Consider the following 14,571-nt stretch of genomic DNA (forward strand, 5'->3'; position numbering starts at 1 on the left):
TACAAATTGTATTGATACAAATTGTGGATCTATTGAGACAATTTTGTAGTAAACTATCATCGGATATGACGTATTTTTCTCTTCGATTTTTATTAATAATAATAATATTATTCTTATCGACTAATGATCGTTAGAAACGCTGATGGACCATCAATAAAAAAAACATTTTACTGCCCTTGACGGCCTACGCGGAATAGCGGCAGTAGGTGTTGTGCTGTTTCACTTTATGGAGATCGCAGCTCCAGACTATCGGGATAGTTTCATTCCGCATAGTTATCTCGCGGTTGATTTCTTTTTCTGCCTATCGGGGTTCGTCATAGCTTATGCTTATGACAGCCGGATAGAGAATATGACGAGGATGGAGTTTTTTAAAAGAAGGTTGATACGTCTTCACCCTCTTGTTGTTATCGGTGCCGTCATCGGGCTGCTTGCTTTTTTGTTTGATCCCTTTAGTAATCTGGCTTATTCCTTTGGCGTGACACAGATCCTGTTAATGTTTTTAAGTGCCGTGTTTTTGATTCCTTATCCAGCCGTACCCCAGCGTTACTTTAACCTGTTCCATCTCAATCCACCGACGTGGTCGCTATTCTGGGAGTATATCGCAAATCTCATTTACGCTCTTTTTTTGACCCGGGCTTCCAAACGTGTACTTTGGGGCATCGTCATTATCTCTGGGGCGCTTCTTTGCCTGGAATCGCATAGAGCAGGCTATCTTGCCGTAGGGTTTGGCGGCGATAATTTCTGGGCTGGTGGGATCCGTCTTTCTTTTTCGTTTACAGCAGGAATTCTTTTATTTCGGACCGGTTGGAAATTGCGCCAGACTATACCTTTTTGGCTGCTGGCGATTGCCCTCTCTATCGTCTTCTTTATACCATATTCCAAAACGATGAGCCCAGTCATAGATCCATTGTTGGTCATCTTCTATTTTCCCCTTTTAATCGCGATTGGTTCCAGCAAAGAGCATACTGATAAGACAACGAATGACCTTTGCAAGTGGCTCGGAGATATTTCATACCCCCTTTATGTCTTACACTATCCATTCATATGGTTATTTATGAGTTTTGTTGAGAAAGAAAAGCCGTCGACTTCATTGATGGCGACTGTTATAATTGCTGGGATGATGTTTCTTATCGTATTTGCATACATTGCCCTGCGTTGGGTCGATGAACCTTTAAGAGCGTATTTAAATATCAAAAAAAGGAAAGAAATAAAGCAGATTGAAGAATATCCGCATAAGTCAAATTAAATAAATATGATAGAATCTCCTAAACCGTACTATCCGGTATTGGACGGCCTTCGAGGAATTGCAGCAATTGTAGTCGTTACCTTTCATCTTGCAGAACCGCTGGCGACAGGGCATCTGGACATATTGGTCAACCACGGTTATTTGGCGGTGGATTTTTTCTTCCTGCTATCCGGCTTCGTGATCAGTCACGCCTACGATAACAGATGGCAGGAGATGAGCATGGCGAATTTCTTTAAGCGTAGGATTGCCAGACTGCAACCCATGGTTGTGCTGGGCATGACCTTGGGGGCAATCGGTTTCTATTTCACAGATTCAGCGATATGGCCACTGATAGATACTGTCCCTTTATGGAAACTATTGTTGGTGATGTTTATTGGATACACCCTATTCCCTGTTCCCCTAACTCTTGATATACGGGGTTGGCAGGAAATGCATCCACTAAATAGTGTCGGATGGTCACTTTTCTTCGAATATATTGCCAATTTCCTATACGCTATTTGGGTCCGAAAATTCTCAGAGAGATCCTTGTCGATTTTGGTAGCGATATCGGGCGTAGCACTTGTCCACATGGCGATAACCAGTCCCAATGGAGATGTCAGCGGAGGGTGGACCCTAAATGTCGAACACGTAAGAATTGGTTTTATCCGTACTATGTATCCTTTCTTTGCGGGACTTCTGATGGCTAGGGTAGCTCAACCCGTAAAAATTAAGAATGCATTATTATGGTGTGCACTCCTGCTTACAATCATTTTGTATATGCCACGCATTGGTGGCGACGAAAAACTGTGGATGAATGCATTGTATGAATCGGTTTGCATTATATTGCTGTTTCCACTTATTGTTTATCTTGGTGCAGGAGCTGGTAAACTCAACAAAACTGAAAATAAACTAAGTAGGTTTTTGGGAGACATTTCTTATTCGCTTTATATGGTACATTACCCTCTGGTATATTTTTATGTTGCATGGATCAGTAATAACAACGGTGTCACTATTAATAAAGCCTGGCCATATGCAATTGTCATTCTATTTGGTAGTCTCATTTTGGCATATGCGAGCTTAAAATGGTATGATGAACCCTTGCGGAAGTGGTTAAGAAAGAAAATGGCACACAAAAACCAATGACGATCACTATATTGATAATAGAAAACAAAATTACATTTCTTATTATATCAAAATTTAGTTAAACAAAAAACAGGTAAATAGAACTAGATAGGATAACCCATATAATTCTATTTGCCTGTTTTTATCCTTTTTATAAACTTTAATAAAGGTACTAAAGGTTCTATTGAGCTCTCGTGACCCCACTTAAGGAGACACTTCATAGAAAGTATCTCCTTTTTTTATGCCCATAAAAAACTATGAGCCAAGCTATTGAAGCATATTCAATTAGAGTTCGAAAATTTTAACAAAAATATTTAGTTTTAGGTCACGAATTATGCAAAAAATAAGGTTTACAGCACCTCTCTCCCCTTTTTCCCTTTTTTGAGCCTATCCCCAATTTTAATGTAAAGTTGGGATATGTTCAAGCCCCAGTTATACACTGACTTTCTCCACTTCTTAGAGATGTGTTTTATTATCAGAAAAATCAGCTTCATAAAAGCATTCTCAGCATTGAATGCACATTTAGAACTCGTTATTTTTCGGATCTGACGGTCCATTCCTTCAATAGGATTAGTGGTATAGATTGTCTTACGCACCTGCTCATCATACTAAAATCGTATAGAGGTTGGATTGTCCAGACGCTTTATCTTCCTGAAGGTGACTTCCCAGCTCGCTATCCATCTTCGACTCCAGTAAATGCTTAATTAAGGGCGCTAGAACACCTTCATTGGGGATTAACTCTTTCCGATCACTATGATCTTTATGGACATGGGTATTAAATTCTATATGATGAAGTAATCCGCTTCCATTTCATTGTCAATTATTATAACACATAAAGAGTCACAAACCAACTTTTCTCGTCAAACTCAATTTTCACCTATCCAAAACAATGGAATTACTCGATAAACTGGAAAAACATAGAAAAAATGCCCTTAAAGCCTATAAAACAAAGAAATAGGGTAAAATAGGTAGTTTATAATGGTCAAACACGAGTTTGACGAGAATATTTTTTTCGAGTGGATAGAAGGCAGATTTTAGTGAAAAATATTAGTCACTAAACAATAAAAATTATGGAACTATCAAATTCAGAAATTGAACAATTTTTAAAAATCGAAAAGGAAATTATCGGAAGTGCGGATTATTCAAATAGTACAGGTAAAGGAATCTTTGACGAGACTGAACAAACTGGTACAGTCACAATGACAACTTCCTATTCATAAATGATTATTTATTAAAATTTAACATGATGGAGAATGGTTTTTCATGTATACTTATTGAAGATGAAGCGTTAGCGATTGAGATGCTACAAGACTATATTAGTCGTAGGAATGATCTAATCCTTATGGGAACTGCTATCGAGCGATCAGAAATCCAAAGTCTACTGAGAATTTGTTCTCCTACAATAATTTTCCTTGATTTAGTTATACCTTATGGAGATAAAAATGATTTCAATTATTCAAAATTTCCAGAGTCCTCAATTTTTGTTATAATTTCTGCTACACCAATAAGCCACTATAATGGAGAAATTCCCAATGGGGAAATATATGAACTATTGAAGCCGATTTCTTTCGAAGATTTCAATAAATGTATAGACAAAATTTTAAGAAATATTAAGGTAACTAATGTATAGGCTTGTTAAACCTGCAGATTTCTTTATAATTAGAAACCCAAGATTGCCAATTAGCTTTTTCGATAGAGTGAATAATTGCAAGACTGAATTGGAATTTTGGGATTTTATCGTTGAATTTTTCAAAGATCCACAGTTGCTTGATGCAATTGCTATAGCCAGTCAAGACCTTTTTAATCAATTAGAAACATTATTAAATAAACCCTTTACACAGGAAACTAGGAATATATTGCCGTCAATATATAAATACATCAGTAGAATGTCTAACCGCCCTACTCCATTTGGAAAGTTTTCATCTATTTCAATCGGGAATATTTCAAATGTAAATACCAAACTTGTTTTAAACAACAAGTTTCTTTCTAAATACCGTTTGGATTATGCGAGCCAGGAAATTATAAATAAACAGTTATTAAACGATGAAATTGCGATTGAGAAAATAATCTTTTATCCAAATTCAACGCTCGTCAATAATGGCGACAACTTCTCATACATCGAATATACAGAGCATTTTTCTGACAGAAAATTTAACTGGTCGAGGATTAACTCAAACATTTTAATCAATACAGTAATTGCCAATACGAGCAAAGGGAAAACAATCAAACAAATAATAAATCCTATTGGACAGTTTGGGGTAACAGAAGTTCAGGCTAGAAAATTTATATTTGAGCTAATTGAGCATAAAATTCTCATACCAGAGACTGATCCTATTACTACAGTTGATAGCTTAGATAATTTTTTCAATAGAGCCCTTAATATATCTAAGGGAACAAATTTTTATAATAGTATTATTGAACTTTCGGAAATTTTAGCTAATAGTGAGCCAGAGGGAATCAGCTCATCGAAATGTATTATAAAGGAGGCTTTTTCGAGTTTATTTCATAAAGATCCCAAAAATTTGTTCCAAGTGGATTCAATGAGAAAAATGACCGAAGGCAATCTAAATGATATTGAAATTTCAATTATAATACGCGAGATATTCGAATTAATACATTTAAATCATAATAAAAGAGCTGACGATCTACAACTTTTCACAAAGAAATTTTACTCACGATATGGAGATCAGGAAATACCCTTGATGGAGGCTTTAGATTTTGAACAAGGTATTGGATATGGTACTCAAGCCTCAATTTTAGAAAGAGAACTCCCACTGCTAAATGGACTAACTGGCAGTCAAACAAACAATATCCCCGATTATTCTGAATTTGTTGAATCAATTGTAGAAAAGTATTCTGGAAAGCCAGATTATAGTAAACGTTCAATAGAACTGAAAGAAAAAGACTTTGAGATATTTGGGAAGAATAATTCAGAAAAAAACAAGTTACCCCTTGGCTTATATATATTCGGTAACCTATTAGAAACAAAATCTGATATTAAGGATTTCAGATTTCATTTAAAAGGTTGTGGAGGCTCATCGTCTTTACCGTTGCTAACCCGTTTTTCATATCTTGATGAGACACTAAAGACCAAACTTTTAAAGCTTGCACGAGAAGAACAAAACCAATTAAATGAAACTATTCTGGCAGAGATCGTATTTTATCCTAAATCCAATGCCGGAAACATTCTTGCAAGGCCAAGTTTATACGAATATGAAATTCCTATTATTGGTCAAGCTGCCGTTGATAAGGATCATACAATACCATTAAGTGATATATATTTAAAAACAGTAAACGGAAAGGTAATTTTAAGATCAAAAAATCTAAATAAACGTATACTTCCTAGACTCAGCAGCGCGCATAACTTCCATTATGGAATGACTATTTATAGATTTTTATGTGATGTTCAACAACAAGAAAATTCCATTAAAATTTCTTGGGATTGGCATCCAAATACAAAAAAAAATTTCTTTCCCAGAATATGCTATAAGCATCTTATTCTTTCCCGTGCCGAATGGCATATCCCACATATAGAATTTAGGACTTTGAATCTTAGGGATGCTAATGAAAAAATCGAATATTTTATAAAAAAATACCAGCTTCCTACAAAAGTTTTAATCGCCAATGGAGACAATGAAGTTTTAATTGATCTAGGTAACGAAATCGGGAAACAGATCTTTTTAAAAGAGTTGAATCATAAGGATCTAAGGCTAATTGAAAATATTTATGATGAATTTAGTAGCCCAGTTGTTAATTCTGACGGCGAAGTATTGTCCAATGAAGTGATTATTCCAATTATTGGAAATTCCACTAGAGGTTCCTCTACCCTGCCTATTCAGTCCGAAAGTAATATTAAGCGAACATTTGTTCCGGGAAGCGAATGGCTATATCTCAAAATTTATTGTGGTGAAAGAGAAAGCGATAGGATCATTCAAGAAGAATTGCAACGGATAGTTCAAGGGCTAAAGCAACATGATAAAATTCAAAAATGGTTTTATATCAGATATGCCGATCCAGAACCGCATCTGCGCGTACGATTTCAATTAAATGGAGAATTGGAAAGTACATTTTTAATAGTCTCGAAAAGTATCAACAATATCTTGGAGCCATTAATTAAAAGTCGCCGCATTTCAAAGTTCATGATTGATACTTATGAACGGGAACTTGAACGTTATGGTTTCTCAAACATTGAAAATTGCGAATCTATATTCCATTTAGAGAGTGAAACGATTTCCAAATTATTACCCTATATTAAACGTGAAGGTGAAAGCCTTAGATGGAAGCTGGCATTAGGAATGACGAAGAATCTTCTTTCAGCATTCAATTATACAATTGCTGAACAAATATCATTGCTTAATTTATGGAGAGACCGTTTTCTTAAGGAATTTGACACTGTACCAAAATTAAAGTACAAACTGGATAAAAATTTCCGGGAAAAGAAGGATGAAATCTCTTCATTTATGAAAATAGAAAACACTAATTATTGCTCGATACTCAATGAATATAAGGCCCAAATGACTTTAGTCGCAGAGAAATGCAATAAGAATAAAGATTTTCAAATGATGAACTTAAGAATAATTGGCTCTCTAACACACATGCTTTTGAATAGAATTTTCTTCACCAAACAAAGAGAACAGGAAATGGTAATTTACCATTTCCTTGTTAAGATCTTAAATTGTGAGTTCAAGAGAACTGAATGTTAAAAGCTATTAACCTCCCGTTAATCCCAATCGTTTAAACAATTCTGCTTTATATTGACCACCAATTGGCACATCGTCCAAACTGCCTCTCATTTTTATTATATTACCTTCAACTTGCTTAGCATAATCTAGATTAATGATGTAAGATTTGTGCACTCGGATAAACTGCTTTGCATTGACCAAGGATTCTTCCATTTCCATTAGTTTTTTCCACACATGGTACGTTTTTTCCAATGTTTCAACCCATACGTAATCCTTATCTGCCTTGATTGAATATACTTCATCGTAAGGTGTAATGATAATATTTGACCTATCTTTAATTATAAGAAAGTTCAGTTCCGGTTTGGTTCCCTTCTCCAGGTTTAAGTACGCCTGGGCTTTTTCTATAGTCTGTAAAAGACGATCTACGCCAAATGGCTTAAGTATATAATCTAAGACATTTAATTGATATCCTTCGATAGCATGTGATGGATCACCAGTAACAAATACAAATAAAGGAGGATTTTTAAGGCTTTTAAGAAAATTAACACCATCCAAATCAGGCATTTGAATATCACAGAATACCAGATTTATTTCGTTTGATCTTAACACTTTCATTGCATCAAATGCATTATTAAATACTCCCACAATTTCTATATCGGGAATTTTCTCTAAATGAGACACGAGTATTTCCTGTGCCAGTTGTTCATCATCAATTACAATACATTTAATCATTTTTCAAGATTTATTACAATTCAATTTCAAGTACGACAGTGTAACTATTCAGATTATCAGATATGTCTAATTTATATCTATCCTTATACCTAAGTTCCAGTCTCCTATTAACATTTTTCAATCCAATGCCACCTTTTGGTGGTTCGGTACTGCTTTTATTTACTCCATTAGCAACTACGAATTTCAATACACCTGAATCAATTGTTAATGAAACATCAATCCATGCATCTGCTCTGCTTCTTTCCGGTCCATGTTTGATCGCATTTTCGATAAAAGGCAATAGCATTAATGGGACTATTCGATAAGGTTCCTTTATCTTTTCTATATTAAAATTCAGATTTATGTCATTACCAAATCTGATCTGGATAAGGTCCAGATAATCATTTAAAAACTGAATTTCTTTTGCGATGAATATTTTATCATCATTGGTCTGATAAAGCAAATACCGTAACATATTAGACAGTTTCATTATGGTATTAGGAGTACTGGGTTCTCCTTTTTCAGCCAGCCTATATATGCTATTTAACGTATTAAATAAAAAATGGGGAGAGATCTGAGATTTAAGAATTTCTAGTTCCATCTTAAGGTTATCTCGTTCCAGATTTGCTTTATCTAATTCAAGATTAGTAGTCTTTAATTCTAAATTTGCTTTTTCAAGTTCGAGTTCTGCCTGGTTCTTTTCTAATAAGAGCATCTTGTTGCCTTGAACAATAAGATGCTTAACCAATTTTGGTGTTAATGGTAGGGATACAAGGGTTAAATAATCAGGAAATGCACCAGGAAATTTTTTAAGTCGATAAATACCGAAATATCCATCACTGGTAAAAAATTTCACATACTTATAAATGCCACTACCTTCCTTTAATTCAAAGTCAGTAAGAAAGTCACATGCAAAATAAGTAATATTTAACCACCAGATATATGATAGGATTATAAATATTATGAGGGGAAGTACTTTTCTTTTTTCTATCCATTTTGAAATAAGCCAAATACCGGAATAGAACAAGGATGTAGTGACAAAAAGTTCTTTTGCTACTAAAATCCAGATATAGTTCCCTCCTAGCCTTCTATAAGTAAAATAATACGTAAAAAAGACTAACATCCAAAAAATTATATGCACGATCACCCTTACGAAAGGCGTATACCATTTCCCCCAAATAACTTCACTTCTCATGTAATATTGGTTTACTTACTAATATCTTTTTATTCAATATGTAGTCAAAAATTTACTAAATATAATAAAGAAAGATCTTAAAGAAAGATAATCGATACATAACATGACACAAGAATAATTTTCGTAAAAAATAACAACCTCTAAATAAAGGAATTAAAAAAAATATTCAGCTTTTTTGGTAAGCTTAGAGATATCAAATCATTACATTTTAAAATATTGTGGTATTTCAAAAGTTTGTCAAGGTCAAATTGCTGTTCGACGAGAATATTTAACACTAAGGTTTAATAAACATATTTTGATTGGTTATAAATTTTAGTCAGTACTATACCTCACTGATCAATGACCTCTCCCGATATTTAGGCGTCTTCTAAAGTAAAAAATTCTGCTGTTTTCTTTTTTTTTATAAACATTTCAGGAGTCAAATCCCCTAAAAAGCTGTGGAGTCTGAAGGTGTTGTACTCTTCCATCCAGATTTCAATTTTTTCCTTCGCATCTTCCAATGACAGGAACCAATGCGCATTTAGGCACTCGTCCCGAAAACTTCCAATGAATGACTCAATATACGGATTATCTGTTGGTCTTCCCGGTCTGGAGAAAACCAATTTCACCTGATGCTCATATGCCCATCTATCGACCTCCTTGGAAATAAATTATTCACCTGTGTTTGTTTTTATTTGGTGTTCATGATTGCTCCGCAATTCCGATCCGTTATCCCCTTGGATTTTTCTGGGTATTGCCTGTTGGAATAGTCGGAGCTCTTCCAAAACAGAAACAACGTCATTTCCTTTAAGCCTCTATCCAACCTCAATAGCCATGCATTTACGGCTATAGTTATCCACTATAGTTAAGCAGCGGATTTTCCTGCCATCGAACAGCGCATCAGCGACAAAGTCCATACTCCAGCAGTCATGTAAATTGGAAAAAACCGGTCTCTCGGATCGATGAGCAGCGGCACGGCAGCGTCTGGGCCTTTTCACCAGTAGATCTAAGACTTCTTCCTTATAAATTCGATAAATCCGTTTTGTATTATCCCGCCGGCCTTCACGTTTCAAAAGAACGACGATTCACTCTATTCCGTAACGGACACGTGATTCAGCAATGCTTTTTATGCGAAGGCGTAATGGACTGTCATCTGATCTATGGTGTTTATAATACCAAACTGAGGTGCTCGGCAGAGATATCTCGCACGCTGTGCGTAGGGAAATTCGATAATCAGAAATAAATCCGGTAACCATGCTTCTACGCTGCGAAGGCTTTAAAACTTTTTTTTAATACATCCTAGAGCATCCGTTTGTCCTAAGATCGGCCACGAGCTTTTTCAGCTGTGCATTTTCTTCTTCCAATTGCCGGAGCTTACGCAGCTCCAATACCCCCAGCCACCGTATTTCTTATTCCAGTTGTATAAGGTAGCTTCCCTGATACCCATTTTTCTGCAGACTTTTTCCACACGGGTACCTGTCTCGGACTGTTTGATCGCAAAGGCGATCTGTGCTTCGGTAAACTTTGATTTTTTCATCGTTTTTCCTCCCTTTTAAAATTAGTAATTCAAGTCCGAATTCCCTACTTTTAAATACTCCAGTTTTTTGGGAAGAGGTCAATTCTATTTGGTTTCATTTTGATTTTTAAAGGTTCAGTTATCGCAGTAAGTATATATTTTATTAAAAACAATCGAAAATATTCTCGACGAACTCAGAGTTGAACTATATCAAAGTAGTTTTTTACTCGATCAAAGATTTACCAAACACAGAGAATGCCTTGGTGTAGCATTATTTAGACAATAATCGTTTAAATAATTACTAATCAAACGAGAAAAAAATGAGAAATTCATTCAAATTACTTCTTTTATCAGCATTTTTTATTTTTAACGAATCTTGTAAAGAAAATGAAATCGAGCCTCCTATTATAGATCCTCCCATGTATAGTAACCAATATGCCTGGAAAGAAACTGCTATAAAAAAGGGAAATGAAGATTGGAAAGAACTTCCAAATGGTAATGTTCTTCGCCTTTATACTGATTATAAAGTGGATGCCGATACTATGTTTGGAGCTTATGAATATAATGGCATAAATGCAAATATTGAGATAAATACTCCACCATCAATATACAAAGGATTTATTAAAAAGAAGGATTCACTATTTTTAAAAATACCAAATGAAAAAGGACAGGAAAACTCTTATGTTTCATTGAATTGTGAAATTCTGAATAACTCCGAAATGATTATTAGGAATGGAAAAAGTGATCCTGTGGTAAGTATCAAATACAAAAGATAAGAGAAACCCGTAAGTAAAATACGGGTTTCTTTTATTATAAATTTGTGTGATTATTTGTTAACCTACAACAATTTGGAGGATTAGGATTACCATTATTCAAATATGCTTGCAAACTCGATCGTTCTTGAGCAGTCATTACAGTATTATCAGATTTATAAACAGTTGGAGCCAATTCTCTATAAACGTCTGATCTGGCTATATATGGTAAATAGAAATAGTTAGCATACGCCCTATCCAAATCTGATAGCGCAGTTCTATTAACAGGATAAGTCCCCCCTGCATTTAATGTAATCACAGGAAAATTAGCATCTTTAGCGAAATCGGTCATACCATACATCATAATTGAATTTAGATCAACACTACTTCCAAACATAAAATAATTCCCTGTCCGCTTATCAAAATTCGTTTTATAATCATCACCAGTTAGCCTACATCTATCAGGATGGACAGTAATGGTATTGTCGCGATCAGGTCTAGTATGCTCGTGGTATAAACCAATGGCATGCATAATTTCGTGCGCCACAACACCCATAGGAACTGAAAAAGATGGCAAAAAAGGCCCCATTGATTCATCCTGCTGAAGGCTTAACCATTGACCAGCATCTCCTCGACCCTGTGTCCCTGGATTCTTAACGGCATCCCATCTCCCAACAGTTGACCAATTTCCTTCTGCATTCCAAGCACTAGGATTAGTAGAAGTACCATGAAAGAATTCGATGTAGGGATAATAAAATCCCCATTGAGAATCATAAGTCGGCTGACCTGTTGCATTGTAAAACCTTATATTTGTTGTTGATTCAATGTGTTGAATAGCGGCACTAATGGCTAACCTTGCTCCAGCGCTGACATTGGAATTTACAGTATATCTTACCATAGCCCACATTCTATTTTCATTTGGGTGAACACCAACACTTTTGGTATTGGGATTTGTTCTAAATAATCTACCCGAAGATGCCGGTGAAGCGTTTTGATAAGGTTGATCCAAATCTTCTTTGGCAACCGCTTCAAAAGAATTATTCGTTTTTATCAATTCAAATTGACTAGGTGTCAGTAAGATGTCACCTTCGATAAAATAATTCTCACCACGTTTTTCAACCGTTGCCCCAGACTCTAGGGTAATAAATTCACCTTTAGTCTGCTTCGCTATTTCTTGAATATGTTTTGGTTGGTCAGCTATCTTATCCTTACTGCAAGACAAAAGTAAAGCTATCATCAATAATGATAGAGTTTTCAAATTAAGCGTTTTCCTAATCATAATAGTGTTTATTAAGGTTAAAAAATAATCAGACATTTAATACCGAGATATTTCACCCAGAATTTCATCGAAAACTTCTTAGAAGTTCCAAATTGATAAGCGATTATCAAAATACTTTTACAGAATAATAATATTGAAACATTTACGATTCACAAAATTTTCTCGACCAACTTAATTTTGACCCATATAACGTTAGGAAAATCCTCGACAAAATAATCCACAATAAATACTTTTTGCCATACAAAGTCATTCATAAAAACTAATAAATAATCAAATAATTAATAACTGTAGCATTATGTAGGTTCAAATCGTATAACTGACAATCAAAACATTATAATTATGAGGACGATAATATTATTTTTAACAATCATTTCCATTGGACTATATTCTTGCGACAAAAATGGTAATCCTTTACCTAGTTCAAATAAACTAGAAATACAGAAAGATGGAATTACTTACGTAGATGCAAGAGCGCTAATTCTGCCACCTGGTGCACCTAATAGTCCATTTCTAAGATACACTCCTCCGCCAACGGAATCATATCAGCAGTATAAGGAAAACTTCACATTATCTGCCTCTCCATATACAAAAGGTGAAAATCCCAAAGGATTTGACATTACCATCTATTGTCCCGTAAACGGAGGAGTTGTTTTAAACAAGAAATATGAAATAAAGGCAAATGCTGGAAAAGAAAGAATCCAAATTGAAAAGGGAAACAGATATTTTGATGATTGGGACAATGCTTTTATTCGATACTCTGATAATGATAAAATCTATTATTATGGGACAGGTTACATCATGTTCACACATTTTGATGATGGAGGCAACCCAAGCAATGCTAAAGGTTCTGGAATAATAGAATTCACCATCCCAAATGAAAATGGAGGTAGAACATCTTTGAAAGGAACTTTTACGTTATAAATTGTATTTAGATCTTCTCTTAAAAGGTCATCCACCAAAGAGAAGATCTAAAGAGCTAAAATAACACATTAGTACCACTATCTTTATACCAATTAAGGGTACGATAATAGTTTAAATAAAAATCCTCAGATTCCGGAATAAAACAGGCGAACCCAGAAAAAGCCTTAATTGGCTTTCCTAAAAATTGATCTGTAGCGTTCTTATAAATAATCGTTTTCTCTAGCTGCTTTTTAATAGGATCAAGCTCCGAAAGAGGAAAATTTACCTCCAGATAATTTACAAAATCAAATGCAGGCACTGGAAAATCCGCTGTGTAATCTAATCTTTGGACATTAACCCTAATTGGTATACCAACCGACTTATTTTTTAAATATAGATCAGCACATAAACTTGAAAGTTTAGAAAGTTCTGCTGTGTTAAGCAATGTAACAGATGCAGATTGCATTTGACCTGTATAAGAACTATAGTGTTCAAAATACTGATTTGCAACATTTATTAAATCAGGCTCCTTAGAGGCAAGATAAGGTAACACTTTTCTATAAGGAAAGCCACTTGCTAATACTTCTGTTGGAGATGCAATAATGTATTTCGTCTTTTCCTTAAATTCCCAAAGAACTTCTATACTTGCCATGTTGCAGGCGTCAAATATAATGTATTCGAATCCTGATGGAATTGAATTTTTCAAATCAATAATATCCATCTGTTTTCCCTGATCTTCTCCAAAGGACCGTGTTTCTATCCGTTTTGAAATAGGTGGTGCCCATGAGGTCGCGTGAGACCACAAAATTAAACCATAGCTTTCTGCAGGGAATAATTCCTTGCTATCATTGATTGCCATATTCAATTGTTGTGGACTACTATTTGAAATGGCATACTTCTTTATTGTATCACTAGCTATTACTTTTAAGTCCTCATCAAATTTCACTCGAAGAAGAATTGCTTCATCATTACTTGAACGGAGGTAAACTAAAACAGCAGCGTTTTTAAAAGAATTAGCTGCTATTTCCATATCATTAATATTATCAAGTGCGTATTGTCTTAAATTATTGTTAGCCTCCATGACGACAATAATCGTATGATCGTATTTAATTTTTGGAGGTTCAACAGGATCATCTTTTTTACACGAAAAGAAAAGAAACACAAATATTATAGAACTTAGTATAAATCTCATGTTTAACCGTATTAAAAA

11 protein-coding genes and 2 pseudogenes are annotated in these 14,571 nt (G+C 34.8%); 7 read left to right on the top strand and 6 right to left on the bottom strand.

Annotated features, from left to right (window positions below; translation table 11 throughout):
* Positions 1 to 181: 181 nt before the first annotated feature.
* Positions 182 to 1,246 (top strand): annotated as a pseudogene (locus tag VXM68_RS00760) (acyltransferase family protein); the annotation flags it as partial.
* 6 nt (positions 1,247 to 1,252) lie between these two features.
* Positions 1,253 to 2,368 carry an acyltransferase gene (locus VXM68_RS00765; protein ID WP_312363557.1) on the top strand — a complete coding sequence of 372 codons (1,116 nt, stop codon included), beginning with the start codon at positions 1,253 to 1,255 and terminating at the stop codon, positions 2,366 to 2,368.
* A gap of 329 nt (positions 2,369 to 2,697) precedes the next feature.
* Here the strand turns inward: VXM68_RS00765 and VXM68_RS00770 are convergent, their stop codons facing one another.
* Positions 2,698 to 2,943, bottom strand: coding sequence for a transposase (locus tag VXM68_RS00770; RefSeq protein WP_367210171.1), 246 nt, complete (start codon positions 2,941 to 2,943; stop codon positions 2,698 to 2,700).
* A gap of 474 nt (positions 2,944 to 3,417) precedes the next feature.
* Here VXM68_RS00770 and VXM68_RS00775 point away from each other — a divergent pair, with 474 nt between their 5' ends.
* The 3 genes from VXM68_RS00775 to VXM68_RS00785 are packed head-to-tail and all read left to right on the top strand — an operon-like array spanning position 3,418 to position 7,050.
* Positions 3,418 to 3,567 (top strand): hypothetical protein, encoded by a 150-nt coding sequence (locus VXM68_RS00775; protein ID WP_293939635.1) that lies wholly within the window; start codon positions 3,418 to 3,420, stop codon positions 3,565 to 3,567.
* A 23-nt stretch (positions 3,568 to 3,590) separates the two neighbouring features.
* Positions 3,591 to 3,977: a hypothetical protein gene (locus VXM68_RS00780; protein WP_367210172.1), complete on the top strand. Its 387-nt coding sequence runs from the start codon at positions 3,591 to 3,593 to the stop codon at positions 3,975 to 3,977.
* Positions 3,970 to 7,050, top strand: coding sequence for a lantibiotic dehydratase (locus VXM68_RS00785; RefSeq protein ID WP_367210173.1), 3,081 nt, complete (start codon positions 3,970 to 3,972; stop codon positions 7,048 to 7,050). The genes VXM68_RS00780 and VXM68_RS00785 overlap by 8 nt, the downstream gene beginning before the upstream one ends.
* A 6-nt stretch (positions 7,051 to 7,056) precedes the next feature.
* Here VXM68_RS00785 and VXM68_RS00790 read toward each other — a convergent pair whose 3' ends face one another.
* From VXM68_RS00790 to VXM68_RS00800, 3 genes and pseudogenes are all read right to left on the bottom strand, one after another.
* Complete coding sequence (locus VXM68_RS00790) at positions 7,057 to 7,761, bottom strand: LytTR family DNA-binding domain-containing protein (protein ID WP_293939640.1); 705 nt, start codon at positions 7,759 to 7,761, stop codon at positions 7,057 to 7,059.
* Positions 7,762 to 7,774: 13 nt separating this feature from the next.
* Positions 7,775 to 8,935, bottom strand: a complete 1,161-nt coding sequence (locus tag VXM68_RS00795) for a sensor histidine kinase (RefSeq protein WP_367210174.1) — start codon at positions 8,933 to 8,935, stop codon at positions 7,775 to 7,777.
* Between the two features lie 356 nt (positions 8,936 to 9,291).
* Positions 9,292 to 10,451, bottom strand: a pseudogene (locus VXM68_RS00800) (IS3 family transposase).
* A gap of 299 nt (positions 10,452 to 10,750) precedes the next feature.
* Between VXM68_RS00800 and VXM68_RS00805 the strand changes: the two are divergent.
* Entirely contained in the window at positions 10,751 to 11,206 is a 456-nt protein-coding gene (locus VXM68_RS00805; RefSeq protein WP_209578909.1) for a hypothetical protein, read from the top strand.
* Positions 11,207 to 11,240: 34 nt separating this feature from the next.
* Here VXM68_RS00805 and VXM68_RS00810 read toward each other — a convergent pair whose 3' ends face one another.
* Positions 11,241 to 12,497, bottom strand: coding sequence for a M12 family metallopeptidase (locus VXM68_RS00810; protein WP_367210175.1), 1,257 nt, complete (start codon positions 12,495 to 12,497; stop codon positions 11,241 to 11,243).
* A gap of 303 nt (positions 12,498 to 12,800) precedes the next feature.
* Here VXM68_RS00810 and VXM68_RS00815 point away from each other — a divergent pair, with 303 nt between their 5' ends.
* Positions 12,801 to 13,382 (top strand): hypothetical protein, encoded by a 582-nt coding sequence (locus VXM68_RS00815; RefSeq protein WP_312363572.1) that lies wholly within the window; start codon positions 12,801 to 12,803, stop codon positions 13,380 to 13,382.
* Positions 13,383 to 13,437: 55 nt separating this feature from the next.
* Here the strand turns inward: VXM68_RS00815 and VXM68_RS00820 are convergent, their stop codons facing one another.
* Entirely contained in the window at positions 13,438 to 14,553 is a 1,116-nt protein-coding gene (locus tag VXM68_RS00820) for a clostripain-related cysteine peptidase (RefSeq protein WP_367210176.1), read from the bottom strand.
* Between the last annotated feature and the right edge of the window lie 18 nt (positions 14,554 to 14,571).

Source organism: Sphingobacterium sp. R2, assembly GCF_040760075.1.
In the GTDB taxonomy this organism is placed as follows: Bacteria; Bacteroidota; Bacteroidia; order Sphingobacteriales; family Sphingobacteriaceae; genus Sphingobacterium.

Bases quoted from the DNA above. Each gene is read 5' to 3' on its own strand.
- VXM68_RS00765 (WP_312363557.1), top strand. From the start codon at position 1,253: ATGATAGAATCTCCTAAACCGTACTATCCGGTATTGGACGGCCTTCGA.
- VXM68_RS00775 (WP_293939635.1), top strand. From the start codon at position 3,418: ATGGAACTATCAAATTCAGAAATTGAACAATTTTTAAAAATCGAAAAG.
- VXM68_RS00780 (WP_367210172.1), top strand. From the start codon at position 3,591: ATGATGGAGAATGGTTTTTCATGTATACTTATTGAAGATGAAGCGTTA.
- VXM68_RS00785 (WP_367210173.1), top strand. From the start codon at position 3,970: ATGTATAGGCTTGTTAAACCTGCAGATTTCTTTATAATTAGAAACCCA.
- VXM68_RS00790 (WP_293939640.1), bottom strand. From the start codon at position 7,761: ATGATTAAATGTATTGTAATTGATGATGAACAACTGGCACAGGAAATA.
- VXM68_RS00795 (WP_367210174.1), bottom strand. From the start codon at position 8,935: ATGAGAAGTGAAGTTATTTGGGGGAAATGGTATACGCCTTTCGTAAGG.
- VXM68_RS00805 (WP_209578909.1), top strand. From the start codon at position 10,751: ATGAGAAATTCATTCAAATTACTTCTTTTATCAGCATTTTTTATTTTT.
- VXM68_RS00810 (WP_367210175.1), bottom strand. From the start codon at position 12,497: ATGTCTGATTATTTTTTAACCTTAATAAACACTATTATGATTAGGAAA.
- VXM68_RS00815 (WP_312363572.1), top strand. From the start codon at position 12,801: ATGAGGACGATAATATTATTTTTAACAATCATTTCCATTGGACTATAT.
- VXM68_RS00820 (WP_367210176.1), bottom strand. From the start codon at position 14,553: ATGAGATTTATACTAAGTTCTATAATATTTGTGTTTCTTTTCTTTTCG.